This window comes from Variovorax robiniae (assembly GCF_037889955.1).
Taxonomy (GTDB): Bacteria; Pseudomonadota; Gammaproteobacteria; order Burkholderiales; family Burkholderiaceae_C; genus Variovorax; species Variovorax robiniae.
In genome coordinates, this window is the sequence record NZ_JBBKZS010000013.1 from 37,701 (window position 1) to 63,469 (window position 25,769).

Annotated in this window: 22 protein-coding genes; 8 read left to right on the forward strand and 14 right to left on the reverse strand. The window is 66.9% G+C overall.

Going from position 1 to position 25,769, the window contains the following annotated elements:
- Positions 1-9 precede the first annotated feature (9 nt).
- The 5 genes from WKW79_RS25015 to WKW79_RS25035 all read right to left on the reverse strand — a co-directional run bounded on the left by WKW79_RS25015 (position 10) and on the right by WKW79_RS25035 (position 5,757).
- On the reverse strand, positions 10-1,176 hold the full coding sequence (locus WKW79_RS25015) for an acyl-CoA dehydrogenase family protein (protein ID WP_340337923.1): 1,167 nt from the start codon (positions 1,174-1,176) through the stop codon (positions 10-12).
- Between the two features lie 14 nt (positions 1,177-1,190).
- Entirely contained in the window at positions 1,191-2,396 is a 1,206-nt protein-coding gene (locus WKW79_RS25020) for an acetyl-CoA acetyltransferase (RefSeq protein ID WP_340337924.1), read from the reverse strand.
- A 14-nt stretch (positions 2,397-2,410) separates the two neighbouring features.
- The gene (locus WKW79_RS25025) at positions 2,411-3,862 is read right to left on the reverse strand and encodes a 3-oxoacyl-[acyl-carrier-protein] synthase III C-terminal domain-containing protein (protein ID WP_340337925.1); all 1,452 of its coding nucleotides are present in this window, start codon (positions 3,860-3,862) and stop codon (positions 2,411-2,413) included.
- 15 nt (positions 3,863-3,877) lie between these two features.
- On the reverse strand, positions 3,878-4,759 hold the full coding sequence (locus WKW79_RS25030; protein ID WP_340337926.1) for a MaoC/PaaZ C-terminal domain-containing protein: 882 nt from the start codon (positions 4,757-4,759) through the stop codon (positions 3,878-3,880).
- A gap of 92 nt (positions 4,760-4,851) precedes the next feature.
- A complete protein-coding gene (locus tag WKW79_RS25035) occupies positions 4,852-5,757 on the reverse strand; it encodes an SDR family oxidoreductase (protein WP_340337927.1) in 906 nt (301 codons plus the stop codon).
- Positions 5,758-5,863: 106 nt separating this feature from the next.
- Here WKW79_RS25035 and WKW79_RS25040 point away from each other — a divergent pair, with 106 nt between their 5' ends.
- Positions 5,864-7,177, forward strand: coding sequence for an acetyl-CoA hydrolase/transferase family protein (locus tag WKW79_RS25040; RefSeq protein WP_340337928.1), 1,314 nt, complete (start codon positions 5,864-5,866; stop codon positions 7,175-7,177).
- A 37-nt stretch (positions 7,178-7,214) separates the two neighbouring features.
- Positions 7,215-8,387, forward strand: coding sequence for a M20 aminoacylase family protein (locus WKW79_RS25045; RefSeq protein WP_340337929.1), 1,173 nt, complete (start codon positions 7,215-7,217; stop codon positions 8,385-8,387).
- 10 nt (positions 8,388-8,397) lie between these two features.
- Here the strand turns inward: WKW79_RS25045 and WKW79_RS25050 are convergent, their stop codons facing one another.
- On the reverse strand, positions 8,398-9,081 hold the full coding sequence (locus WKW79_RS25050; protein WP_340337930.1) for a response regulator: 684 nt from the start codon (positions 9,079-9,081) through the stop codon (positions 8,398-8,400).
- 219 nt (positions 9,082-9,300) lie between these two features.
- Here WKW79_RS25050 and WKW79_RS25055 point away from each other — a divergent pair, with 219 nt between their 5' ends.
- The gene (locus tag WKW79_RS25055; RefSeq protein WP_340337931.1) at positions 9,301-10,632 is read left to right on the forward strand and encodes a DotU family type IV/VI secretion system protein; all 1,332 of its coding nucleotides are present in this window, start codon (positions 9,301-9,303) and stop codon (positions 10,630-10,632) included.
- Complete coding sequence (locus WKW79_RS25060; RefSeq protein ID WP_340337932.1) at positions 10,629-11,663, forward strand: type VI secretion system protein; 1,035 nt, start codon at positions 10,629-10,631, stop codon at positions 11,661-11,663. Before WKW79_RS25055 ends, WKW79_RS25060 begins: the two co-directional genes overlap by 4 nt.
- Before the next feature lie 12 nt (positions 11,664-11,675).
- Here the strand turns inward: WKW79_RS25060 and tssJ are convergent, their stop codons facing one another.
- Positions 11,676-12,212, reverse strand: a complete 537-nt coding sequence (gene tssJ, locus WKW79_RS25065; protein ID WP_340337933.1) for a type VI secretion system lipoprotein TssJ — start codon at positions 12,210-12,212, stop codon at positions 11,676-11,678.
- A gap of 71 nt (positions 12,213-12,283) precedes the next feature.
- On the opposite strand from tssJ, the gene tssA reads away from it, so the two are divergent.
- The 4 genes from tssA (at position 12,284) to WKW79_RS25085 (ending at position 16,049) form a co-directional block, all read left to right on the forward strand.
- Positions 12,284-13,321: a type VI secretion system protein TssA gene (gene tssA, locus WKW79_RS25070; RefSeq protein WP_340337934.1), complete on the forward strand. Its 1,038-nt coding sequence runs from the start codon at positions 12,284-12,286 to the stop codon at positions 13,319-13,321.
- A gap of 46 nt (positions 13,322-13,367) precedes the next feature.
- Complete coding sequence (gene tssB / locus WKW79_RS25075; RefSeq protein ID WP_340337935.1) at positions 13,368-13,886, forward strand: type VI secretion system contractile sheath small subunit; 519 nt, start codon at positions 13,368-13,370, stop codon at positions 13,884-13,886.
- Positions 13,887-13,923: 37 nt separating this feature from the next.
- Positions 13,924-15,420 (forward strand): type VI secretion system contractile sheath large subunit, encoded by a 1,497-nt coding sequence (tssC, locus tag WKW79_RS25080; protein WP_340337936.1) that lies wholly within the window; start codon positions 13,924-13,926, stop codon positions 15,418-15,420.
- A 143-nt stretch (positions 15,421-15,563) separates the two neighbouring features.
- Positions 15,564-16,049, forward strand: coding sequence for an Hcp family type VI secretion system effector (locus WKW79_RS25085; RefSeq protein WP_340337937.1), 486 nt, complete (start codon positions 15,564-15,566; stop codon positions 16,047-16,049).
- Positions 16,050-16,156: 107 nt separating this feature from the next.
- On the opposite strand, the gene WKW79_RS25090 is transcribed toward WKW79_RS25085, so the two are convergent.
- The 7 genes from WKW79_RS25090 to WKW79_RS25120 all read right to left on the reverse strand — a co-directional run bounded on the left by WKW79_RS25090 (position 16,157) and on the right by WKW79_RS25120 (position 25,769).
- Positions 16,157-16,921, reverse strand: a complete 765-nt coding sequence (locus WKW79_RS25090; RefSeq protein WP_340337938.1) for a PP2C family protein-serine/threonine phosphatase — start codon at positions 16,919-16,921, stop codon at positions 16,157-16,159.
- Positions 16,922-16,972: 51 nt separating this feature from the next.
- Positions 16,973-18,736, reverse strand: coding sequence for a type VI secretion system-associated FHA domain protein TagH (tagH, locus tag WKW79_RS25095; protein WP_340337939.1), 1,764 nt, complete (start codon positions 18,734-18,736; stop codon positions 16,973-16,975).
- Positions 18,737-18,867: 131 nt separating this feature from the next.
- A complete protein-coding gene (locus WKW79_RS25100) occupies positions 18,868-19,251 on the reverse strand; it encodes a hypothetical protein (protein ID WP_340337940.1) in 384 nt (127 codons plus the stop codon).
- Between the two features lie 23 nt (positions 19,252-19,274).
- Positions 19,275-19,898 carry an Imm5 family immunity protein gene (locus WKW79_RS25105; RefSeq protein ID WP_340337941.1) on the reverse strand — a complete coding sequence of 208 codons (624 nt, stop codon included), beginning with the start codon at positions 19,896-19,898 and terminating at the stop codon, positions 19,275-19,277.
- A 6-nt stretch (positions 19,899-19,904) separates the two neighbouring features.
- Positions 19,905-23,402 carry an RHS repeat-associated core domain-containing protein gene (locus tag WKW79_RS25110; protein WP_340337942.1) on the reverse strand — a complete coding sequence of 1,166 codons (3,498 nt, stop codon included), beginning with the start codon at positions 23,400-23,402 and terminating at the stop codon, positions 19,905-19,907.
- On the reverse strand, positions 23,393-24,493 hold the full coding sequence (locus WKW79_RS25115) for a PAAR domain-containing protein (protein WP_340337943.1): 1,101 nt from the start codon (positions 24,491-24,493) through the stop codon (positions 23,393-23,395). Before WKW79_RS25115 ends, WKW79_RS25110 begins: the two co-directional genes overlap by 10 nt.
- Positions 24,486-25,769, reverse strand: coding sequence for a tetratricopeptide repeat protein (locus WKW79_RS25120; RefSeq protein WP_340337944.1), 1,284 nt, complete (start codon positions 25,767-25,769; stop codon positions 24,486-24,488). The genes WKW79_RS25115 and WKW79_RS25120 overlap by 8 nt, the downstream gene beginning before the upstream one ends.

The following is a 25,769-nucleotide window of genomic DNA, read 5'->3' on the forward strand; positions in this document are numbered from 1 at the left end:
TCAGATCGCTCAACCCAAGGCTTGCGTTTCCATGCTCCGCGCAATGAGTTCCTTCATCACCTCGTTGCTCCCACCATAGATGCGCCCCACGCGCGCATCCGCATACATCCGCGCAATCGGGTATTCGTTCATGTAGCCATAGCCACCGAACAGCTGCAGGCATTCGTCGATGACCTTGCACACCATCTCGCTGACCCACCACTTGGCCATGGCGGAGGTGGGCAGGTCGAGTTCGCCCTTGGTGGCGCGCACGATGCAGTCGTCGACGAAGCTCTGCGCGATGGTGGCGTGGGTCTGGCATTCCGCGAGCTTGAAGCGCGTGTTCTGCATCTTCATCAGCGTCTCGCCGAAGACCTTGCGCTGGCTGACGTAGGCCAGCGTTTCCTCGACCGCGCGCTGCATGGTGGCGACGCCGCCGGTGGCCACGATGAGGCGCTCGCGCGGCAACTGGCTCATGAGTTGCGCAAACCCCCTGCCCTCCTCGGCACCCAACAGTTGCTCGCAGGGCACGCGCATCTCGTCGAAGAAGAGTTCACAGGTGTCGGTGCTGTGCTGGCCGATCTTGTCGAGCAGCGGGCCATGGCGATAGCCCTGCTGGCCCTTCGTCTCGACGACGATGATCGAGAGGCCCTTGCCGCCCTTCTCCGTGCCGGTGCGCGCGACCACGCAGACCAGGTCGGCATGCCAGCCGTTGGTGATGAAGGTCTTGCTGCCGTTGATGACGTAGTGGTCGCCATCGCGGCGTGCGGAAGTCCGCAGCGCCTGCAGGTCCGTGCCCGCGCCCGGCTCGGTCATGGCGATCGCCGCGACCATCTCGCCGCTCGCCATCTTCGGCAGCCAGCGGCGCTTCTGCGCTTCGGTGCCGTAGCCGAGGATGTAGTGCGCGACGATGGCCGAATGCACGTTATTGGAACCGCCGCCGACCATCGCCCGCATCTGCGCATGCAGGAACACCGCGTCATGCCGGAAGTCGCCGCCACCGCCGCCGTATTCCTCGGGGATGCTCAGGCACAACAGGCCCGCCGCGCCGAGCTTGTTCCAGTAGTCGCGATCGCCGACATGCTGGGCACGCCAACGTGCGTCGTTCGGCACCGCCTCGCGTTCGAAGAAGCGGCTGGCGGTGTCGGCCAGCAACTGGAGTTCCTCGGTCATCCACGGGGATGGGCGTTGCTTCATGTTGGCTCCCTTGCTCAGGCGCCGTACGCGCCGACGATGGTGACCGACGACACGTTCTGGCTCGGGAAGCCACCGAGGTTGTGCGTCATGCCGAAGGTCGGATTCGACGCGCGCTGGCGCGGGCCGGCACGGCCGCCGAGCTGCAGGTACATCTCGTAGATCATGCGCAGGCCCGACGCGCCGATGGGATGGCCGAAGCACTTGAGGCCGCCGTCGATCTGGCAGGGCAGCGTGCCATCCGCATCGTAGAAGCCATCGAGCACGTCAGTGATGGCCTTGCCCTCTTCCGACAGCAGCAGGTCTTCCATCGTGACCAACTCGGTGACGGAGAAGCAGTCGTGCACGTCGACCAGCGAGACCTGTTCGCGCGGCCTGGTGATGCCGGCTTCCTTGTAGGCGCGGGCGGCGGCGACGCGCGTGGTGGCGAAGTAGGAGCCGTCCCATTTGCCGAGCTGCAACTCCTCGCCGTTCGACACCGCAAGCTGCAGCGCCTTCACCGCGACCAGGTTTTTCTTGCCGAGGCTGCGCGCGATCTCCGGCGTGGTGACGATGGCGCAGGCCGAGCCGTCCGACACGCCGCAGCAGTCGTAGAGGCCCAGCGGGTCGGCCACCATCGGCGCGTTGAGCACGTCCTGTTCGCTGATCGCGTTGCGCAGGTGCGCCTTCGCGTTCTTGCCGGCGTTGGCATGGCTCTTGACCGAGATGTGGGCCATCGCGCGCTTCAGGTCGCCGGCATCGACGCCGTGCTTCGCGCGGTAGGCACTGGCCAGTTGGGCGAATGAGCCCGGTGCGGAGATGTTGGCCCAGTGCAGGTTGTTGAGTGCGCCGCGGCCGCGTTGCGGCAAACCACCATAGCCGGTGTCCTTGAGCTTCTCCACGCCGAGCGCGAGCGCGATGTCGGCCGCGCCGGAGGCCACCGCGTAGCACGCGCCTCGGAAGGCCTCGGTGCCGGTGGCGCAGTAGTTCTCCACGCGCGTGACCGGGATATAGGGCAGCCGCAGCGTCATCGCGAGCGGCACCGACGACATGCCGACATGCTGCTCGGCGATGGCGGTGCCGAGCCATGCGGCCTCGATGCGATCGCGCCCGATGCCGGCGTCGGCCAGCGCTTCCTCGAATGCCTCGACCATCAGGTCTTCGGCGTTGCAGTCCCAGCGCTCGCCGAAGCGCGAGCAGCCCATGCCGAGGACGACGACCTTGTCCTTGATTCCGCTTGCCATGTCGATGCTCCTTGTCAGTCCTGCTTCACTGCTTGTTGAATCGGCTGCGCTTTCCAGAAATAGCGCTGGAAGCCGCGTGCGGCATCCACGTCCTTGATGCGGAAGGCCATGCGCATCGGCGTGCCCACGTCGACCGAGGCCACGTCGGTGAAGTCGGCCAGCAGCCGCCCGCCCTCTTCGAACTGCACCATGCCGTACCAGGCCGGCGGGTCCGGGCTGTAGGTGAGCAGGTCGGCGGTGTACGAGAGCACGGTCGCGCGCGATTCGGCAAAGGCATGGTCGTCCTGGCTGTCGAGCGCCTTGCAGCTGGGCTCGGCGCAATAGCGCTGCTTGGGGTACTGCACGGTGCCGCAGCTTCGGCACTTGCCGCCGATGAGGCTTTGCAGCGCATCGCGGTTGCGGTAGGCGGTGCTTTGCGGCGTGAGCTTGTCGGCCTCGGCGCGCATGCCGCGCTCGATGTCGACCAGGCCGTTGATGGTGAGGTAGCGCATGTAGTTGCCGTCCTCGTTGCGGCGCGCGAGCGCAGCGCTGACGCCACCTTGCGAGCGCCGCTTTGCGATGGCGTCGGTGGCTTGCAGCACCAGCGCATCGCAGCCTTGGCCGAAGGCGGCGACCACGATGATGTCGCCTGGCTTGGCCGTCTCCAGCGTGTGCGCGAGCATGAGCAGGGCATGCGCGGCGCCGGTGTCGCCGCAGTTCGATGCGAGGTTGTCGCGCACGGCGGCCTCGGGAATGCCGATCTTCTTCGCGACGCCCGCCGCCACGCGCGACAGCGTGCAGGGCATGCAGAAATGCGCCACGGCCGATGCCTCGACACCCGCGTCCCGCAAGGCCGCGGTGACGGCGGCGGGCACGATCTTGAAGTAGCCCTCGTCGCGGATCCAGCGCTCTTCCCAGGCGTAGTCGTGCGACTGGTCGTGCATGCGGTACTGGTGCACGAAGTCGACCGTCTGGCTGTGCGCGGCGCGCAAGGTGGCGATGGGCTCTCCGGTGCCGACGAACATGGCAGCTGCGCCATCGCCGTACGCCATCTCCTGCGTGCTCGCGGCTTTGGCGGGGCGCTTGTCGGCGGCCATGACGAGGGTCTGTGCATTCACGCGCAAGGCCTGGATCAAGGCGGACGTGCCGGCGCGCATGCTGCCGGCCGTGTCCTGCGCGTTCACGTTGCCGTTGAGGCTCAGCGCGCCGGTGGCGATGCCGACGTTGAGCCGGTCCGCGAAGGGATGCGTGGTCGATGCGAGCACGGCGTTGACGATGCCGGAACGGTCGAAGCCGGCGAGGCAATCGCGTGCCGCCTCGATGCCCATCGTGATCGCGTCCTCGTCCCAGTTGGCGATCGCGCGCTCGCCCTTGGCCTGGCCCTTGAGGCCCGGGTTGAACCACGTGTTGGCGGCCGCGATGGCCTTGCGTTGCAGGCGCCGCCACGGGAGGTAGGCGCCGAAGGAAAGGATGCCGTGTGGTGTCATGCCGTGCTCTCGTCTTCAGCCCAGGGTGGCAGTGCCATGCGACAGCACGACCACGTCGCGCTCCAGCGAGCGGGCGCGGAACTGCACGCGCTTGCCGTCGCGCCAGATCTCGGTGCGCAGGGTTTCGCCGGGATACATCGGGCTGGCGAAGCGCAGGCCGATCGACGTGAGCCGCGCCGCGTCGTAGTCGCAGCAGGTGCGCAGGATGGCGTGGCCCGCGACGCCGAAGCTGGCCAGTCCGTGCAGGATCGGCTGCTTGAAGCCGGCCGCGCGCGCGACGGCAGGGTCGGCATGCAGCGGGTTGAGGTCGGAGCACAGGCGGTAGAGCAAGGCGGATTGCGGCATCGTCGGCAGGTCGCAGACGATGTCTGGCGTGCGATCCGGCGTGGCGGGCTTGGGCGTGGGGGCGGGGTCGCCGCCGCGGGGGCCGTTGCCCGGTGTTTCCGAGAAGCCGCCGTCGCCGCGGCAGAAGGTCAGGCCTTCGAGCGTCGCCAGCAAGGCGCCCGTTGACTTGTCGTGCAGCGTGCGCTCGGAGACCAGCAGCGCACCCTTGTCGCGGCCCTTGTCGACGATGGCCGTGACCTTGAGCTTGCCCACCACGGTCGCGCCCACCGGGATCGGATGGTGGATCGTGAGGCTCTGCTCGCCGTGCAGCACCTTGACCCAGTCGACGCCAGAGTCCGGCTCCTTGAGCCAGAAGCCCGGCGTCGCCAGCACCACGGGCATGGTGGGGACGGCGCGCATGTCCTGCTCGTAGACATAGGGCAACTGTTGCGCGTCGAGCGGGTCGTGGCCGAAGCCGACGCCCAAGGCGTAGAGGGCGCTGTCTTTCCAGGTGTAGGTCTGCTCGACGTCGGGGAAGACGCGGGTGCGTAGCTTTTGATAGTCGATGGGCATGGCTGGAAGGCGCGTGAATTGAAGGGAGTGCGAGAACCGAAGCCGTTGCCCTCACCCCGGCCCTCTCCCAGGGGGAGAGGGAGGAAGAAGGATCAGATGGGGTCCCAACAGAACACGTCGGCGCTGCGCTCGAGCGGCGTGAAGCCGGCCTTCAGTGCCGGCATCGCATGATCGGCCACGGTCTGCGGCGTCCAACCCTCGCTGCGGTGCACGCCGCGCATCGGGCGGATCTGGTTGAACAGGAAGATCTCGTTGGCGCGAACGGTGAAGATCTGGCCCGACACGCCCTTGGCCGCGTCCGAGCACAGGTACACGACCAGCGGCGCGATCTTGTGGGTCTCCATGCGCTTCATGCGTTCGACGCGCTGCTTCTCTTCCGGCGTCTCGGTCGGGATGGTGCCGATCAGGCGGCTCCACGCAAAGGGCGCGATGCAGTTGGAGCGCACGTTGTAGCGCTGCATATCCAGCGCGATGTTGCGCGACAGGCCGACGATGCCGAGCTTGGCCGCCGCGTAGTTGGTCTGGCCGAAGTTGCCGATCAGGCCGGACGTCGAGGTCATGTGCAGATAGGCGCCGCTGCCCTGTTCCTTGAAGTGGTTGGCCGCCGCGCGCGCCACGTAGAAGCTGCCGTTGAGGTGCACGTCGATGACCGACTTCCACTCCTCCAGGCTCATGCGGAAGAACATGCGGTCGCGCAGGATGCCGGCGTTGTTGACCACGCCGTCGATGCGACCGAAGTGGTCCAGCGCGGCCTGCACGATGCGGTTGGCCGCGTTCCATTCCGACACGCTCTCGGTGCTCGCGACCGCCTCGCCGCCCGCCGCGCGGATCTCGTTGACCACCGCCTGTGCCGGGCCGGCGTCGCTGCCCTCGCCGCTGCCACTGGTGCCGAGGTCGTTGACCACCACTTTCGCGCCTTCGGCCGCCATCGCCAGCGCGATGTCGCGCCCGATGCCGTTGCCCGCGCCGGTGACGACCACGACTTTGTTTTCCATCATGTTGGCCACTGCATGTCTCCAAGGGTTCGTTATTTCGGGACGATAGTATCGAAAATATCAATTCATGTCATGATGGATTCCGATCAGGACTTTCATCCGAATAAAAATGAGACGACCCGGCGAACCCCTGCTCCACGACTGGATCCGCCCCGGCGACACCGTCATGTGGGGCCAGGGCACGGCCGAGCCCTTGACCCTGACGCGGGCACTGGTGGCGCAACGCGCGTCGGTGGCGGGCCAGGGACGCGTGCGCGTGTGGGTCGGGCTGGGATTCGCGGGCACCTTGCATCCGGAGCATGCCGATTTCCTGGACTTCGTGGGCTACATCTGCGGCGCGGCGCAGCGCGGCCTGTCGCAGGCGGGCGTGCTCGACGTGGTGCCGGCGCATTACTCGCAGCTGCCGGACATGATCCGCACCGGCGCGCTGAAGGTCGACGTGCTGATGCTGCAGGTGCCGCCGCCCGACGTGGAGGGTCGCTTCCAGCTGGGCCTGGCGCATGAATATCTGGGCGCGGCGCTGGACGTGGCGCGCACGGTGCTCGTCGAGGTGCATCCGGAACTGCCGCAACTGCAGGGCGGCCTGAGCCTCGGCCCGGAGCGGATCGCGGCCTGCTTCGACGCGCGCCATCCACTGGTCGATGCGCCTGTTGCGCGAAGCGGGCCGGTCGAGCAGGCCATCGCCGCGCACATCGCCGGCCTGGTGGAAGACGGCGCGACGCTGCAGGTGGGCATAGGCGCGGTGCCGGAGGCGGTGTACGCGGCGCTGGTCAACCATCGCGACCTGGGCCTGCACAGCGGCGCGGTCGGCGACGGCATCGTGGCGCTGGCCGAATCGGGCGCGCTCACGCATGCGCGCAAGAGCCTGGACCCGGGCGTGGGGGTGGTCGGCATCCTGCTCGGTGGCCCACGGCTGCGCGCCTTCGCCCATCGCAACACCAGCCTCAGCCTGCGCGGCACCGACTACACGCACCATCCCGACGTGCTGGCCGCGCAGGAACGGCTGGTCGCGATCAACGCCGCCATCGAGGTCGACCTGACTGGCCAGGTCAATGCCGAGGTGGCCGATGGGGTCTACGTCGGCGCGGTCGGCGGGGCGGTCGATTTCCTGCGCGGCGCGCGCCGCAGCCGGGGCGGCCTGCCGATCGTCGGGCTGCCGGCGCAGGCGGGTGCACGCAGCCGCATCGTGTTGAACCTGGGCGGGCCGACGAGCACCTCGCGCGCGGACGCCGGTCTCATCGTCACCGAATACGGCGTGGCCGACCTGCGCGACCAGCCACTGTCGGTGCGTGTGCGCCGCATGATCGACATCGCGGCACCGGAGCATCGCGAGGCGCTGGAGAGGGAAGCGTTTACGCTGTTGCCGCGAGCGGGTGCCGCGCTGGACCGCGCCGCGTCGCCGCCAAGCCCGTCCGGGACCTGAACATCCGAATCGACCAATGGAAGAAGGCAACCGACTCATGGACCCCACCGCACTCCTCGATCACATGCAATTGCTCGCGCCGGAAATGGTGGCGCTGCGGCGTCAGATCCACGCGAACCCGGAGCTGGCTTTCCAGGAGCACCAGACCAGCGACCTGGTGGCCGGGAAGCTCGCGGCCTGGGGCTATGAAGTGCACCGCGGCCTGGCCGGCACCGGCGTGGTCGGTACGCTGCGCGAAGGCACGGGCGCGCGCAGACTGGGCATTCGCGCCGACATGGATGCGCTGCCGATCGTCGAGGCCACCGGCCACCCGTGGGCCAGCCGGCGCATCGGCTGCATGCATGCCTGCGGCCATGACGGCCACACGGCGATGCTGCTCTGCGCCGCGCGCTACCTGTCGGAGCACCGCGGCTTCGACGGCACGCTGAACCTGATCTTCCAGCCGGCCGAGGAGAACGAGGGCGGCGCGCGCCACATGATCGAGCAGGGCCTGTTCGAGCGCTTCCCTTGCGATGCGGTGTTCGCGCTGCACAACGGGCCGGGCATCCCGGTCGGGCAGATGGCCATGCGCACGGGCCCGGCGATGGCGTCCTTCGACCGTGTGACCGTGACGCTGACCGGTGTCAGCGCGCACGGGGCGATGCCGCACCATGGCGTGGACCCGATGCAGTGCGCCGCCAGCATCGTGCTGGGCCTGCAGAGCCTGGTGTCACGCGAGGTGAGCGCGCACCAGGCCGCGGTGATCACGGTGGGATCGGTGCAGTCCGGCGAGGTCTACAACATCGTGCCGGAGCAGGCCGTGCTCAAGATCGGCGTGCGCGCGCTGGACCCGGCCGTGCGCGACCAGATCGAACGCCGCCTGAAGGCCTTCGTGCATGCGCAGGCGGAGAGCTACGGCCTCAAGTGCGAGATCGACTACCGCCAGCAGTACCCGGTGCTGGTGAACCCGGAGCGCGAAACCTCGTTCGCCCGCCAGGTTGCCATCGACCTGCTCGGCGAGGACAAGGTCTTCGAGCGCCCCGCCACCATGGGCAGCGAGGACTTCGCCTTCATGCTGCAGGCCCGCCCCGGCGCCTACGTGGTGCTGGGCAACGGCACCGGCGAGGACGGTGGCTGCATGGTGCACAACCCCCGATACGACTTCAACGATCGCGCGCTGCCGCTGGGCGCCAGCTACTGGGTGAGCCTGGCGCGCAAGTTCCTGGTGTAGGAGCGTTCGGTTATGTCTGCGCCTCGGTCAAGGTCTGCGCCGCAACCACCGCCTCGGTGCGGTTGCGGACATTCAGGGCGCGGAAGATCGCCGCGAGGTGGATCTTCACGGTGCCTTCGCTGATGCCGAGGCTGCGGCCGATCAGCTTGTTGGGCTTGCCCTGCGACAGCAGTTGCAGCACCTCGACCTGGCGCTCGGTCAGCACCTTGCGCAGGTGTTCGAGCGTGTGGGTGTTGTTGGCGCCGCGTGGCGTTGCCGCATCACTGCCGACGTCACCGACACCCGGCACGATGCCCGGCGGCACGGCGGAGAGCATCAGCGGCGGCACGTAGACGCCGCCAGCCAGCACCAGCCGGACGGCCGAGATCATGACTTCGGGCGAATAGGCCTTGGGAATGAAGCCGAGCACGCCCACCTCGAGCGCGCTGCGCATCACGTTCGGGTCTTCGTAGCCCGACAGCACGATGACCGGCACCGCGGGATGACGGCGGCGGATCTCCTCGATGTGGGCCTGGCCTTCTGCACCGGGCATGTTGAGGTCGATCACGGCCAGGTCGAGGTCGTCGGAAGCGCTGGCCAGCAACTCGTCCACACTCATGGCGAGCACGAATTCAATGGCAGGTTCCAGCTCGGACAGCTTGGCCTTGACCGCTTCGATGACGAGCCGGTGGTCGTCGGCGATCAGGATTTTCATGGCGCACCCCCGGCGGCAAATGTTTGTTAACGCAACAGTGAAGATAGCGGCCTTTGGCTGCGCCGGCAAGCCGGGGCGCCGCCCGAAAGGCATAGTCCCCACGCAGTATGGTGCATGCCCGCGGCGGCCGGAAGAATCGCTGGACTTCTGAAACAGACGGGACGGAGCATGTGCCAACCACAGCGGCTTCGCGCCCACGAAGGATAGCCGCGAGCAGCCATGAGCCGCCATCGCCTGCTCGACTTCTACCAACCCCTGTTCACGCTCGGCCTCGAACTGGACGTCGCGATCCGCGCCGGCCATGCCGAGCCGCCGGTGGAGGAACCCCAGCGCCAGGCGCTGGCGCTGCTGGAGCAGGCGCGCGCGCAGGCCATCGCGGCCGGGCAGCCGGCGGAGCGGATCGAGTCGGCCTCCTTTGCGCTGGTCGCCTGGCTGGACGAGATCCTCGCGAGGCGCCCCGCATGGCATGCGCGCCTGCCACCGCTGCAGTTGCGGCTCTACAACTCCAACAATGCCCACACCGAGTTCTTCCACCACCTGTCCTCGCTGCAGGCGGAGGACGACGAACTGCGCGAGGTCTACTGGCAGGTGATGGCCAACGGCTTTCGGGGCCAGTACTACTTCGAGGCCGGCGACAGCGGCGAGCTCGGCAAGCTGAAGGCGCTGCATGCGCGCCAGCTGAGCACACCGCCGCTGGTGCTGGACGAGATCGCGCGGGAGCACATCACGCCGCAACCGTATTCGGTGCCGGACCCGCCGGGCCCGAGCAAACCCGAGCAACGCGAGCGGACCATGCTGCGCGGCGGCTTCGCACTGGCGCTGCTGCTGCCGCTGGCGATGCTGCTGTGGTTGTTCGCGGCGCATCCACCGCAAGCGCCGACGACGCTGGCGCAGCGCGTCGACAACCGCCTGCAGGCCTTCGCCTGCGCCGACCTGCAGTCCACCGTGACCGACAGCGGGATGGCCGAGGTGCGCGGCTTCGTGTCCCATCCCGACGACCCGGAACGCGTGCGGCACGAAGTGGCATCGGTGCCGGGCGTGCGGTCCACGCGCATCGAGCTGGCGTTGCGGGTGTGGCCGTATTGCGAGGTGGTCGCGATGCTCAAGCCCTACCAGATGCGCAACCGCGAGAAGCAATGGGGCCTGACCGTGTTCTCCAAGACCGCGCGCAACGGGCAACTGCGCGAAGGCGATCCGGTGCTGCTGCAGCTCACGCAGCCCAACTACGACGGTTATGTGTGGGTCGACTATTTCACCGCCGACGGCTCGGTCCTGCACTTCAATGCGGGTCGCAGTCCGCGCCGGCGCACCGGTGGCGAGCGCTTCGAGATCGGCGCGGACGTGCCCTCGAGCTGGCTGGTCAGTCCGCCCTTCGGCACGGTGCTCGTGACGGTGCTGGCCTCGCCCACGCCCTTCAGCGAGAACGTGGACCGGCCGCCCTTCGAACTGGCCTCCGACTACCTGCTGCGGCTGCGCGAATCGCTGTCCTTGCACAAGGATCCGGAGCGCCTGATCGCCGAGTTCGAGTTCTTGCAGACCATCGAGCGATGAGCGCGCTTTCCCACTCCTTCTGGCTGCTGACGGCGGTGAGCGCCGTGGCCTTTGCGCTGCTGTGGTGGGGAACGCTGGGGCGGCGCCGGTCGCAGCGCTTGCGCACCTTGCGCGGGTTGTTGGCGAAGTCGGACATCGACGATGCGGACACGGCGCTGGCCGCGTTGCCGCAGGCGCTGCAGGAGGCGGACGCGGCGGACATCAGCAAGCCGTGGCTGATGTTCATCGGCAATGCCGCCGCCAACCTGCCAGGACTGCTGGCGATAGAGGCGCAGCCGTGGATTTTCTGGCAGGCGCAGGTGCGCCCGGAGATGGCCGCGATCGCGCTGGGGCCGGCGGCGGTGAGCAACGGCGTGGCCGGGCAGCGTGCCCGCGGCCTGTGGCTGCGTGCGCTGATGGCGCTGGCGGAGCAACGGCCCGCGCTGCCGCTCAACGGCATCGTGGTGTGCGTGGAAGCGCGCGAGCTGCTGCAGCCGCCGCAAGGGGTCGCGCCGCTCGCGGAACGCCTGCAGCGCGTGCTGCGCGAGACCACGCAACTGTTGGAACTTCGCCTGCCCGTGTATGTCGTGGTGACCGGGATCGAACGCCTGGCCGGCCATGTGGAAGTGTGCGAGGTGCTGTCGCCGGAGGTGCTGGCACAGGCACTCGGGCATCGGCTGCCCGAGCCTGGACTTGAACCCGATGCCCCGGCCGCTGCGGCCGGCGAACGCTTCGACGCCTTGTTCGCCCCGATGTCGACCCGCTTGCGCGCGCTCGGCGCAGGACTCCTGCAGGAACATCCCGACGCGCCTGCCGTGCGGCTGGCAAGCCATCAATGGGTAGAGCAACTGATCGCGCTGGCGCCGGGATTGCGCGAACTGGTGGCCAAGCTGTTCGAGCCGACGGGCAACGCGGAGACCGCCTTCTTCTGGCGCGGCCTCTACCTGACTGGCGCGTCGTCACCGCAGAGCCAGGCCGCCTTCAGTTCAGACCTGCTGCATCGTTTCCTGCCCGCGGACCAGTCACTGGCGCGGCTGCACCGGGCGTTCTGATCGGGCGCACGCCTACTTCTTGGGCGGTGGGGGTGGTGGCGGCGCGGGAACCGAATCGATCTTCATCTGCCGCGCGCCCACGGTCACCGTGACGATCTCGCCCTTGCCGGGCTCGACCGGGCGCACTTCGCGCCAGCGTGCACGGTCAAGGTCGCGGTAGGCGCCCATCACGCCCCAGGCCTTGGCATCGGCGGGCAGCACGAAATTCAGCTTCTTGCTGTCCCCAGGGCGCAGCAGCATTTCCTCGCGCTGCACCGTGTCGGCCGCGAGGATGGAGGTGTCCTTCTCGAACAGGGTGAAGAAGTCCGCGCCTTCGAAGGCGGCGGTGGTCTTGAACGCGTACACGCGCACCGTGATGGGAGATGCACGGCCGCGCACATCGGGGTTGGCATCGGGGCCGGCCGTGATCGTGAAGAACATCGGCGTGGTGACCGGCGGTGGCGGCGGCGCCGGTGGCTTGGCGCAACCGGCCAGCGCCAGCCCCACGACCCATGAAGCGAGGACCGCGTGGCTGCCATAGGGCAAACGGTGGGTGCCAAGGAGACGCATGCTATTTCCTTCGTTGCATTGACCGGTCCGGACGCTTCTTTGATTATCACCAGTCAATTCGAACAGGCAACATGCTGACTCCCGAACTCGTCGAGGCCTTGCAAGCACCCATCAGCGAGGCATCGCCGGTGGGTGACGACCTTGAGCATGACCCGGCGTTCACGGCACTGGACGCGGCATCCCAGGGCAAGCCCGAGCAGCAGTTCGGCGACAAGGTCATCCCTGCCGTGGAACCCGAGTGGCGGCTGGTGTCCGACCAGGCGCAGGCGCTGTTGCAGCGCGCCAAGGACGTGCGCCTGGCCATGCTGCTGCTGCGTGCATCGACGCGCATGCAAGGCGTGACCGGCTTCAGCCTCGGCGTGCAACTGTTGACAGGCCTGCTCGGCACCTTCTGGGACAGCATCCATCCGATGCTGGACGCCGAGGAGGACAACGACCCGACCATGCGCCTCAACGCGCTTGCGCCGCTGACCCAGTCGTCGATGGTGCTGCGCGACCTGTATGAGGCCGGCGTGGGCGTGTCGCGCGGCGTCGGGCCGATCAAGGTGCGCGACATCGCGATCGCACACAACCTGCTCACACCCGTCAGTGGGGGCACCGGATATTCACCGGCCCAGGTACATGGCGCGCTGGCCGAGATCCATGCCGAGCATCCGGAAACGATGCCTCTGCTGCAGGGCATCCTCGCGCAGGTTGCAGCCTTGCAGGCGCTGGTGACCGATCGCACCGGCATGGCCGATGCGATCGACCTGGACCCGCTTCGCCGCGTCGGCGTCGTGCTGCGCACCGCGGCCACGGCGGTGGTGGGCGAAACCGCCGAGGCACAAGCCGAAGGCGAAGCCGGCGAGGCGGCCGATGGCGATGCGCCCGCGGGCGGCAAGGCCGCTGCGGCAAAGGGTGAACTCACCAGCCGCCAGGACGTGCTGGCCACGCTCGACCGCGTGATCCGTTTCCTGCAGCAGACCGAACCGGGCAATCCCGCGCCCCTTCTGATCGAGCGCGCCAAGCGCCTGATCGGCGTGAGCTTCTTCGAGATCATGGCCGACCTCGCGCCCAATGCACTCGACACCATCGAGACAGTGACGGGCCCGCGCCCGTCCTCGGAGTGAACCTCTTTCAGCGACCCGCTACTTCCCAACGCAAGGAGTTGTTTCCATGGCCACCAGCAGTCAGAAATTCGTCGCCCGCAACCGGGCCCCGCGCGTTCAGATCGAGTACGACGTCGAGCTCTACGGCGCCGAGAAGAAGGTCCAGCTGCCCTTCGTGATGGGCGTGCTGGCCGACCTGTCAGGCAAGCCCGCCGACCCCGACAAGGTCATCCCGGTGGCGGACCGCAAGTTCCTCGAATTCGACGTCGACAACTTCGACACCCGCATGAAGGCGATGAAACCGCATGCCGCCTTCTCGGTGCCCAACACGCTCACGGGCGAAGGCGAACTCAAGGTCGACCTGACCTTCGAGAACATGGAGGACTTCTCGCCCGCCGCCGTGGCACGCAAGGTCGATGCGCTGAACAAGCTGCTCGAAGCGCGCACGCAGCTGGCGAACCTGGTGACCTACATGGACGGCAAGGGCGGCGCGGAAGACCTGCTGGCCAAGGTCCTGGAGAACCCCGAATTGCTGAAGACGCTGGCCGCCAGCAAGAAACCCGACGACGCCGCGCCCGCCGCGTGACGCCTGACCCATTCACCGCACATCAGGAGAACGCACCATGGCGACCGAAGCACTCGAGCAGCAGAGCGCACTGAAAGACGTTGCGCTGGAGGGGAACGACTTCTCGTCGCTCCTGCAGAAGGAATTCAAGCCGCGCAGCGACGAAGCCAAGAGCGCCGTCGAGGCCGCGGTCCTCACGCTCGCACAACAGGCGCTGAGCAACACCGCGGTCATCGGCAAGGACGTGACCAAGTCGATCCAGGCCATGATCGCCGCGATCGACGCCAAGCTCTCGGAGCAGATCAACAAGATCCTGCACAACGAGGACTTCCAGAAGATCGAGAGTGCATGGCGCGGCCTGCACTACATGGTGAACAACACCGAGACCGACGAGAACCTCAAGATCCGCGTGATGGACATCTCGAAGAAGGATCTCCACAAGCAGCTCAAGAAGTTCAAGGGCGCGGCGTGGGACCAGAGCCCGATGTTCAAGAAGGTCTACGAGCAGGAATACGGCCAGTTCGGCGGCGAGCCCTTCGGCGCGATCGTCGGCGACTACCACTTCGACCAGAGCCCGCCCGATGTGGAACTGCTCGGCGAGATGGCGAAGATCTCGGCCGCCGCGCACGCACCCTTCATCACCGGCGCGAGCCCGCACCTGATGCAGATGGAATCCTGGCAGGAACTCGCCAACCCGCGCGACCTGACCAAGATCTTCCTGACGCCCGAATATGCCGGCTGGCGGTCGCTGCGCGAATCGGACGATGCGCGCTACCTGGGCCTTTGCATGCCGCGCTTCCTGGCGCGCACGCCCTATGGTGCGAAGACCAATCCGGTGGAGGACTTCGACTTCGAGGAAGACGTGGCCGGTGCCGACCACAGCCACTATGCCTGGGCCAATGCCGCCTATGCGATGGCCACCAACATCAACCGCTCGTACAAGATGTACGGCTGGGGCTCGCGCATCCGCGGCATCGAATCGGGCGGCGCGGTGGAAGGCCTGCCGCTGCACACCTTCCCGAGCGATGACGGCGGCGTCGACCAGAAGTGCCCGACCGAGATCGCCATCAGCGATCGGCGCGAGGCCGAGCTGTCGAAGGCCGGCCTGCTCTCGCTGATCCATCGCAAGAACTCGGACTTCGCGGCCTTCATCGGCGCGCAGTCGCTGCAGAAGCCCTTCGAGTACGACGATCCCGACGCCACGGCCAATGCCAACCTGGCCGCGCGCCTGCCCTACCTGTTCGCCTGCAACCGTTTCGCGCACTACCTGAAGTGCATCGTGCGCGACAAGATCGGCAGCTTCAAGGAACGCAGCGACATGGAGAAGTGGCTCAACAAGTGGATCACCAACTATGTCGACGGCGACCCGTCGACCTCGTCCGAAGAGACCAAGGCGCGCAAGCCCCTGGCCGCGGCCGAGGTGATCGTGGAGGAGGTGGAAGGCAATCCCGGCTACTACACCTCGAAGTTCTTCCTGCGTCCGCACTACCAGCTTGAAGGGCTCACCGTGTCGCTCCGGCTGGTGTCGAAACTGCCCTCCGCGAAAGGCGCGTGACAACGTTGCAAAGTGTTTGAAAACAGGGAGGCGTACTCGTTATCTCTGCAGCTACTGGCAACTCACGAAACAGATTGCCGATGGCGACGTAAGCAAGCAAGCCCGTTATCCAACCACACTCTCTCAACTGAAAGGTGAGCATCATGGCCGTAGACATGTTTATCAAGATAGGCGCGATCGAAGGTGAATCCGTCGATTCGAAGCACAAGAAGGAAATCGACGTCCTGGCCTGGAACTGGGGCCTGTCGCAAAGCGGCACCACGCACGTGGGTACCGGCGGCGGCGCCGGCAAGGTGAACATCCAGGACCTGTCCTTCACGAAGTACACCGACTCCGCTTCGCACGCGCTGATCCTGGCCTGCTGCAAGGGCACGCACTACGACGAGGCCGTGCTGGTCGTGCGCAAGGCCGGCGACAACCCGCTGGAATACATCACCATCACGATGAGCGACCTGATCATCACCAGCGTGAGCACCGGCGGCAGCGGCGGCGAAGACCGCCTGACCGAGAACGTCACGCTCAACTTCGCCAAGGTGAAGTACGAGTACGACCCGCAGGCGAAGGAAGGCGCGGGCAAGGGCAAGAAGACGGCGGCGTGGAATATTGCGGAGAACGTGCCGTTTGGTTGATTGATCGGGTTTGCTGCCGCCTCCGCGTTGCATGGAGGCGGGAGCCGCAGCTGGCGCACAAGGCAGAAGTCGCGAAAGCACTTCTGCTTTTTTCTTGGCCGCCTTTGCTACGGCAGCATCTGCGTCACATCATCATCCGCATGCGCCCACAGCGCCAGCGCGGTGTAGTTGTCGTAGCCCGGCTTGGCGCGGCTCCTGACCTGCTCGTCGATTTGCACGATCCATTGGCTGGGATTGCGCGAGGCCTGCAGCGTCTCGTTGAGGCACGCGTCGCCCAGCGGTTCCCAGATGCCGTCGGAGCACAGCAGGATCACGTCGCCCACCGTGAGCGGAATCGGGCTCGAGACACCGATCTCGGGCGCGCTCTCGATGGAGCCGAGCGCCGACAGCAGCATGTTGCGTTGCGGATGCAGTCGCGCGCCCTCGTCGTCGAGCATGCCGCCGGCCACCATCTGCTGGACCAGGCTGTGGTCGAGCGAGCGCGTCAGCACCGTGCCGCCACGGAACAGGTAGGCGCGGCTGTCGCCGCAATGGGCCATGGCCACGGTGTTCTCGTGCAGGTCGATGGCCGCGAGCACGACGGTCGAGCGCATCGCCGACAACTTGCCGCCTTCGGCCTGGCGTGCCACCACGTCGAGGTTGGCGCGTTCGATGACGCTGCGCAGCAACTCGGCGTCGAGGCCCGGGCGCTGCGAGAAGGTGTCGAGCACGCTGCTGCGCACGACGGCGGCCGCCACGTCACCGCCACCGTGGCCGCCGGCACCATCGGCGACGACGCAGATGACGTAGCGGTCGTCGTTCCAGTGGCCGTAGGTGTCCTCGTTGTACGAACGCCCGCCCTGCTTGGACAAGGTCACGATTTCGATTTCCACCCCGCTCTCCTCTCTGTCGTTGTTGCCTCGTGGCTTTCGTGGGTACCTGCGCTATTTGCGACCCGCCTTCAGTCGCGCCATCTGCTCGTCATAGGCCTGCACGAAGGCCTTGCCGAACAGGCTGTGGAAGTCGTCCTCCGCCTCTGCCGCGATGCCGCCGTAAAGCGAGACGAATTCATCCCACAGCTTGGCCTTGCGATTGCTGAAGAAGGCGTCGAAGGCGGACTTGGAGACGATCTTCTTTTCCAGCTCCGCGGGCGTGAAGCGCGCGAGCACGTGCGCCAGCGCGGCGCGCATGCCGACCATCACGCCGAACTCGTGGGCGCGCAGGTCGTCGTAGGCGTCGCGCATCGCTTCCTCGGGGCTCATGAAGCCGCGCACGCCGGTGCCCAGCAGGTGCGCCAGCGCGACCTCCGCCGTGGGCGAGAACTTGAGCGGATTGTTGGCCTGGGCCGCGATCATGGTGAGCTCGGCCTGCACGCCGCGCTTGACCTCCTGGCGGGCATGCAACAGTTGCAAGGTGCCCTCGGCCGCGGTGCGCAGCAGCGCGCCGATGCGCTCCATGAGCTCGGGCGTGAGGGCCGTCGGCATCTGGTGGTTGCTGTTGACGCCGCGCAGGAAGGCGGCGAACAGGACGTCGTCGGAGGCGGGTGCGGCGGCGGGTGCTGCCGACGCGGCCGGGGCCATGGGCGTGGGTGCAGCGCGCGGGGTGGCGGCAGGCGGTGACGCCATGGGCGCGGTGCGCGGCGGCGCGACGGGCTTGGCGACCGGGGCTGCGGGTGGCGGCCCCAGCAGGTTGGCAAAGGGATCGTCGTCGGCATCGACCGGGAGCCTGCGGCCCGACGGGCTGGTGGCCGGCTCGTCGATCAGGTCGCCGAACAGGGGCGTGGGCACGGTGGGATTCGCGCCGAGGTCGTCCATCAATGAGCCACCGCTGGCGCCGCCGGGTGGGACGACGCCCTTGGGCGGCGTGTAGCCGAACTGGCCGATCGGCACATGGTCGCTGCGCGGCGCGGCCACCGGCTTGGGCGTGGCTTGCAGGGACGCGAGCGGATCGACGTTCGACGACAGGTTCGGTTGCACGAGCAGCGCGCCGAGCGGGCTCTCGCCGAACGGATCGCTGCCGGGGCCGCTGCCGCCGAGGCCGCCGAAGAGCTCATCGATGTTGCTGGCGGGGCCGGGCAGCAGGCCGAGGCCGGAGAGGTCCTGGTTCGCACTGCCGGCGGGGGGTGGCGGAGCGGCCGAGCCCAGCAGGTCGGCAAAGGGATCGGCTTCGAGCGCGTGGCCGCGCAGCGGGTCGTTCCCGCCCATCGGATCGGGGAAGAACAGCGGGTCCACCGGCGCAGCGCGGCCGGGTCGGGCCGCTGGCGGCGGCGGGGGTGCAGCGGGTGGCGACAGGCCTGCGAGCAGATCGGCAAAGGGGTCGTCGTCGGTGGGCAAGATTGCACCAGGCGACGGCGCCAGGCTCGAATGCGACGGAGGTGCAGCCGGGGCCTGCGCGGCGGCGGTGTCCTGGACGCTCAGGACGAAGCTTCCGACGACCAGTTTGTCGCCATCGGCCAGCGGCGCTTCCTTGCCGGCACCGACCGAATGGCCATTGCTTTGCAGCGGATTGGCGCCCCGATCGACGATGAAGAACCGGCCTTCACGCCAGAGCACCTGGGCATGCACGCGCGAGACGGTGCGGTCGGGATCGTCGAGCACCAGCGTGTTGGTGTCCGCCCGCCCGATGGTGCCTCCCGCCGGCCCGAAGCGGGCGGAAATGGGCCGATCTGGCGGCTGGCCTTGCCGCGAGACCACAGCGATTTGAATCATGGACCGGCTCCCGGGCGACGCCCAAACACCCCTCGCGCTCGCAGAGGCGAAGCTCTCAGGGAGTATTCATTTCAGGGAGGCGGTTGGCAATCTCGCCGTTAGAGGTATGCCGGGCCGGCGCATGGCGCGCGTCAGGGTTCCAGCGCTTGCACATCGAGAACCTGTGTCCGGTGCCACAAGGGCCCGAAGCTGCGCTCGACGTAGGTGACCCGCACCCTCTGCCCCACGCCCAAGACCCGGCTTGCCACGGTATTCGTTGAATAGAGAACGCGCTCGGCTCGCCCTTCCAGTGCAATTTCCAGGACGTCGCTTTCTGCGATGTTGATTTCCGTCGGCGTCCGGAATCCGCGCGAGGCGCCCGGTTGATGTTGCACGTACTTGTCGGCGGCCCGAGCGTCTTTATTCAGGATGGTGCCGTACCCCGTTTGCTGGTTGACCGGCCGGAGAAAAGCAAACCACACCGCGATGCCAATCGCACCAAAGATGATTGCCAGCACGACATACAACTTGATCATGGGACGGCCCGTCCAATCTCAAATCAATACCAACGCCATGCCTGCGGCACAGCCTCCGCGAGGTACCACTGCCAGAATGCCCGTCGCTTTCCTGCAGCGTTTTCCTGTTCCCATGGCGCAGCACCCGCATGCGCGATGGAGGCATAAAAACCTGCATCCCATTGATCTGGATCCAATTGCTGGTCGCACGAGGGCGCATTGAGAGACTGCGGCGTGAACTTCTCGTCGCCGAGCGCCGTAGCGAGCACCTGGCAAGTCGCAAATCCGGCGGCCGCCTCCACTGACTGGATGTTCGAGAGTTCGCTCCAGAATGAATTCCTCAGCATCCAGGCGGCCTGGAAGTCCGCATGGCCAGCCAACCATTTCTCGGCGACGGCCAGCATGTGCTGCGGCTCCTGGTTGGCGGGAAAGTCCTTCGCCCAGACAGGCAATACATGCTCGGCCGTCAATATCGCCAGCCTCAGCCTGCGCCTCGAACCCAAGGCCAGCACAGGCTTGCCGTTTTCGACAACTGTCGGCCCCATGGCCGCCCAGATGGCCTTTCTTTCTGGCAGTCGGAGTTCGCCATTGCGATCCTGACCGAGCGCATGGCGGGCGACCTGAATGGCCACTGCAAGTTCCTGCGAGGGTGCCATGCCGGATTCCATTGGATTTCACTCCGGCTCGCCCTGGTTCGGATAGTAGATGTGCGTTCCATCCGGGCTGGTGATGACCACGGGTTGCCCCGAGTTGTTGGCGAACTGCTGCAGCCCTTCGCGACAAGAGTCGCAGGGCGCCTTCGACACGCCCATGGGCTCACCCGTCGTCGCGCCTTGCATTTCCCCGTGGCATGAGTTGTAGCTTCCGGGGTCGCCCCGGTCCATGAAGGCCGGATTGGCGGGCGCAAAGTCGCTGCCGTGCGCGACCTTGACGTCGCCGGACGGCACATGGTCCTGGCCTGCCACGCGATTGGTGCCGCTGCCGAAACTCTGGTCACCCGCCACGCAGATGGTCTTGCCGCAATTGCTCCCCTCCAGGCCCTGCGCCATTTCCGTGGCCTTTGCAAAATTGATCTGCGACTGGTCGGCCTGCTCCTGGAGATGCGAAGGAAGACCCTCGTCGTCATGCGGTGCCGTCATCATGGCCTCCCACATGTTCTCGGCATCCTCTTCGGGACAGTGGAATCCGTCCTCGGTTTCCTCGCCCAGGCCCCGGACGTCCGCGACGAGCAGCGGATTGGTCCGATACGCATAGAGATTGAACCCACCCTTGAGGCCCCACGGATCGCTCTGCAGATACCGGCCCAGTCGGGCGTCGTAGTAGCGGAACCGGTTGTAGTTCAGGCCGGTTTCAGCATCGAAGTAGTGCCCGGGGAATCGCAGGTTGAATTCGATCTTTTCGCACTGGGTTTCCGTCGAGCCGAAGGGTGAGACGAGCGCACGCCAGACTTCATCGCCGGCATCGTCCTCGATCAGGCGGCACGCTCCGATCTGGTCGGAGAACAGCAGGTAGCGTCGCCCTGATGCGGTATCGGCGTCGATCGATTCGTAGTCCAGGAATGCAAAAGGACACAGGGCCAGGGAATCCGCATAGAGGTAGATGCGCAATTTGCCGGTCGGCCCGACTTCCGCGATCAACTGGTCGGTATTCCAGTAGAACTCGGTCGATCGATCCTTCCAGACCTTGCGGGTGCGCCTGCCGAGCGCGTCGTACTCGGCGAGCCAGTTGCCATCCGGCGTCTCCACGCCCGTCAGGAGATCACGGCTGTCATAGGTGTAGTGGATTTCGCCATCGAGCGTCCTCCTGGATTCGATGTGATTCCTGTGGCTATAGGAGAAGGCGCATCCATTGGCGGCCACGAGTCGATTGCCGTCGCGGAGCACCACGCCGTTCAAGCCGGGCTGGACCAGCAGGTTGTCCGCCAGGTCCATCTGGTATTCCTCGACGCGCCCCGCTGCGATTCGCCTTCTCAAGCGATGGGCGCGGTCGTACTCATGGCGGATCTCGCCGAGGCGGCTGTCTTCGACGTGCCGGAGTTCTCCCTCCGCCGACCAGCCATACCGGCGGCGCCATGCCTGTCCGTTCCTGCGCTGGGCGTACTTGAAGAGGCAGCGTCCCATGTTGTCGAACTGCGAAGTCTCCTGGCTGCCGTTGCAGAGCTTCTGAGTCACGAGGCCGCCTTCGCGGAATCGAAACTCGTGCCGGCCTTTCATCGGGTCAACGACCGTCCATGCGGTTTTTCCGTGCTGCTCGCGGCGAACCGGGAAGCGCCCGAACAGGAGCGATTGCGTGAACTTTCCCCATTCCCTGTCTGCCAGCTCCACGCCAAGCCCGTTGCGCTTGTCCAGCACGCAGTCACCGAGCACGTCGTACTTGAACTCGGCTCGATCCTTCTTCGTTGCGGCGACCACCTTGCGCCCGAAAAGGTCGTACTCGAAACTGTGCTCGTCGCCCGATGCAAGGGTGCGCTTGCTCCGAAGGTTGGCCGCCCCGATCTCGATCTTGAGCAACGGATTGCCGTCGCCGTCATGCTTTTCCAGCAGGTTGCCGACGGCGTCACGAACGTAGGTCTCGCGCACCACGCCATGCCGCCGGACTTCGATCAGCTTGTCTTTCAAGTCGTAGGAATACTCGCTGGTGGAACCTCCAGCGTCCGTGCAGGTCGCGACCTTCCCGCCCGAGGTATAGGTAAACCGCACCTTCGCGCCCATCGGATTCGTGAGCGCCGTCTTGAAATGCCAAAGGCCGCACTCCTGTGCCCAGGACGCGCCATCGAAGTCCTTGAACTGCGCGAGGTTGCCTGAAGCGTCGTAGCGCCACTCCCGTCGCGCCCCCGCGTCGCCGAATTGCGCGGTGAGCTTGCCCAGCACGTTGAACACCCTGCCCGCCTTCGGTTCAGGCCACCACAGCCCGCCCAGCGGGCGGACGTCGAATTGCGCTTCGAGCTCGTCACGCCGCAGCGGTTCCCGTTGACAGAGAACCAGGTCCAGGACTTCCGGAGGCAGCGGCAAGGCCCGTACCGAGGCTTCGCTGGCGAGCGTGATTCGCCGTGTGTTCAAGAGCTTGCCGAACGCATATTCCGCGGCGTTGCTGGCGACACGATGGAAGTCCGGGTCCGGCGAGTTCGGCCCTTCCGGCAATGCGATGCGTTGGCGCCTGGCGTTGATCTTCGCAATCGGCGCACCGGCCGCGTCGAAGATGTAGCGCGTGACGTTGCCATTGGCATCCACCTCCTGCGCAATCCGTCCGGCCTTGTCCCGCACGAAGCTCTGGGTGCCGCCCAAGGGGTCGACGATCCGGGTCAGGCCCGCGTCATCGAAGGAATAGGTCCAGATGCCGAGATCAGCGCGCGTCACGCGGGTCACGTGCTGTTGATCGTCGTAGTGGAGGGCCACGCCGTCGACCCGTTGATCGCCCACCGCCTTGATGCATCGGCCGCGTTGATCGTAGGCAAAGTGGAAGCTGAAGCCTGTGCGCCCCACGCGCCGGACCATCCGGTTCTGGTCGTCGTAGTGGAAGGCGTAGCCATGGCCGGCCCCGTTGCGCGTGGCGACCAGGTTCCCGCGCTCGTCGTACCGGTAGGCAACCAGCAGCTCCTGCGAGCCGTCTTTTTTCTGAAGGATCAGTCCGTCGATCCGGCCTTCCGGCGTTTCAAAGACGACGATTCGCCGACCTGCGGAGTCGTTGACGTGTTCGAGTCCGTTCTCCACGTTGTAGCGGAACTCGATCTGGTGCTGGCGCTGGAACAGGCGCGCGAGCCGGGCGGGCTCTGCCGGATGATGGAAACGGAATTCCATCGCCGGCTGCCCGTGATGAAACAGGTGGTAGATGCGGATCGACACGCGACGCAGCACGAAGCCGTGCGCCTTGCATTCCGCGCCGTCTTCGGTCAGAGGCGGAAAGCCGTGGATTCGCCCGAAAGGCGCGATGTAGCTGATGCCGTCCGCATCCAGGCGCAGCCTCCTGTCGAAGTCATGCGTATGGCCCCAACCCATGGCGCCGCGGCGATGGCATTGCGAACTGTCGTAGAGACGCTGCCACCAGAACTCCAGCGGGCCGGTGAGCCGGAAATCCAGTGTCTGGTCGAAGTTGGCGCCGGTGATGACGTCCACCGGATCGCCCACCGCCTGCGCGGCATGGCGCCATCCGACGGGGCAATGCGCTACGGACATGCCTTGGGCCCCACTTTCTCGCTCTCGGCGGGAGACTGCGCCTTGTAGCGCTTCAGCCGATTGAGCAGCGCATCGGCCGGATTGGGGATGTTGATCATCGGGAATCCGCCGATGAGCACGGTGGCATGGCTGGGATCGATGATGGCGCCGATGCTTCCTGTCGGCGGGAGCGTCGGGTCCTTCCACATGGTGGCCTCGACCGCCATCTTTGCGGCATCCGCCGCCATCTGGGCAGCCGCCATCGCGGCCGACAAGGCCTTCGCCGAAGCCATTGCGGCGTCGTCTTCCACCGCCGCCTCGGCGATGTCGGCGGCCATGCCCAGGCCGCCCGCGACGTAGCCACCGACGGCCACCGCCTTGCTGACGGCGCCGGCCGCCTTGCCGATCGCCGCCAGTGCCCTGCCTGCGGGGATGCTGGGCGCCTCCGGTATGTTCTTGCAGGCCTGGCAGATGTCGCCGATGCGTGCCGCGCGCATGCCGCCGATGAACACGTTGGACGAACCGGTCTTGATCTTGAACCACGCGGGCGGGATGCCGCAGCAGGTCGGCGCCAGGCCGATGTCCTCCACGCGGGCTGCCGGAAGGTAGTTGATGAGCACACGCGGCGTCACCCCCAGCGTGACCATCCCAAGGCTCGGGAGCGGCGTTGGAGGAATGGGTGGCGGGCCGCTGGGCGGATGGGTCGGGTGGCAGTGCGGCGTGCCGAGGTAGGGTGACAGCAGCGTTGCCGCGGGCAGGCTCGGAAAGATGGCCGCAAGGGGCGCCGTGAGGTTGGCAAAGCCCACGTCCAACATGTCCTTGCCCATGTTGAATGCACCCAGCAGCGCACCCACGGTCTGCTGCGTTGCCCGCAGCGTTCGCGCGGCCACCTGTCCGCCCGTGGGCGGCGGGCCGCCCGGCTTGCTCGGGCTGGTGAGGTTGGCCCAGGCGTCGCGGGTCTGGCCCAGCGAATGTGCCCAGCGCGTGCCGACGCCCATGACTTCGCCCGGCGTGCCAGCGGCGCGTGCCCAGGGCGACGTCTGGTCGCCCGTCACGCCGCTCGCATGCTGACTGACGGCGAGGCCGAGATTGCCGAACGAGCCGTCACCCATGCCCATGATCGTGGTCCCCCGCAGGCTCCGGCGTCCCTGCATCGCGGCCCAGCGCCGCCAGATAGGGATCAATCGCCAGTGCCTTGTCGTCCTGGCCTTGCGCCACGTACACGCCGCGCAGGCGCTCCAGGCAGTCGCCGCACAGGTCGGTCTCCTCGAGCTGCGCGGCGATCACCGTTCCCGCGAACCAGCTCTGCTCGGCTTCCGCGAGCTTGCCTTGCTGCTCCTGGGCATAGCCGCGCTGCAGCAGCGCTCGCGCCTTCAGCGGGCCGTCGCGCGACAGCACCGCCAGTTGCTGCGTCACGTCCCAGTAGCCTTCGGCCTCGTCCCACTGCTGGTGCTCGGTGCGCAGGTTGGCCAGGCTCAGGACGACGTTCAGCAGCACCTGGATCGACGGGTAGCTGCCCTGGCTCGCGGGAATGAGCGCGGCCTGGTAGGCATCGTTGGCCATCGAGGTCTCGCCCATGCGCTCGTAGACCTGACCCATGCCAAGCATGGCCAGCGCGGCCATGGCGTAGCTGTTCATGGCGCCGTGGTAGCGGAAGAGCAGCGCGTACTTTTCCAGCGCCATTGGATGGCGGCCGAATGCGAGGTCGTTGCCGGCGGACACCAGCAGGGAGGACATGCGTTCCGGCAGCGGCAGCGTTTCGTCGGCAGCCTCGTCCTCGATGCTTTGGCTGAGGGCCTGCACGCTCAGGTCGGGCGCGAAGTGCTGCACCCGCGGTGCGCCGCCCAGCGCGTTGGACAGTTCCGGGGCGGCGGGGTCGTCGCGAAGGATGAAGCGAAGGTGGTGGCACCAGGGCAGCGGGAAGCGGTGCGCGATCACTTCGCTCATCAGGTTGGCGTAGGCCAAGCCATCGTCGATCTTCAGCGGGAAGAAGCTGAGGACCGCCAGCGCACCATCCGGCACCGGCAACAGCGCGCGGCAGAACTTCGCGAGCTCGCGCAGGCGCAATGCCGGCACAGTGTCCGCAGATTCGACGACGGCCGGCATGGGTGGCCAGGGCGTCATGCCCTCCTTCTCCATCAACAGGCGGACCGCGCCATGCTTCGCCGCGAACGCGTTGTGGATCGCCTCGGCATAGGACACGCCGTCGACGAAGGCATCGGTGAAGGTCCAGAAGAAGTCGGCGCCACGCTCGGCCTCGATGCCGTCGAGCATCGTCAGCAGCGGCAGCGCGTCGGCCTCGGTGGCGCTCAGCACCAGCGCCACGTCATCGCGCTGTGCGATGAAGTCGCCGAGGCGGGACGAGACGCTCGCGAGCAGCTTTCTCAT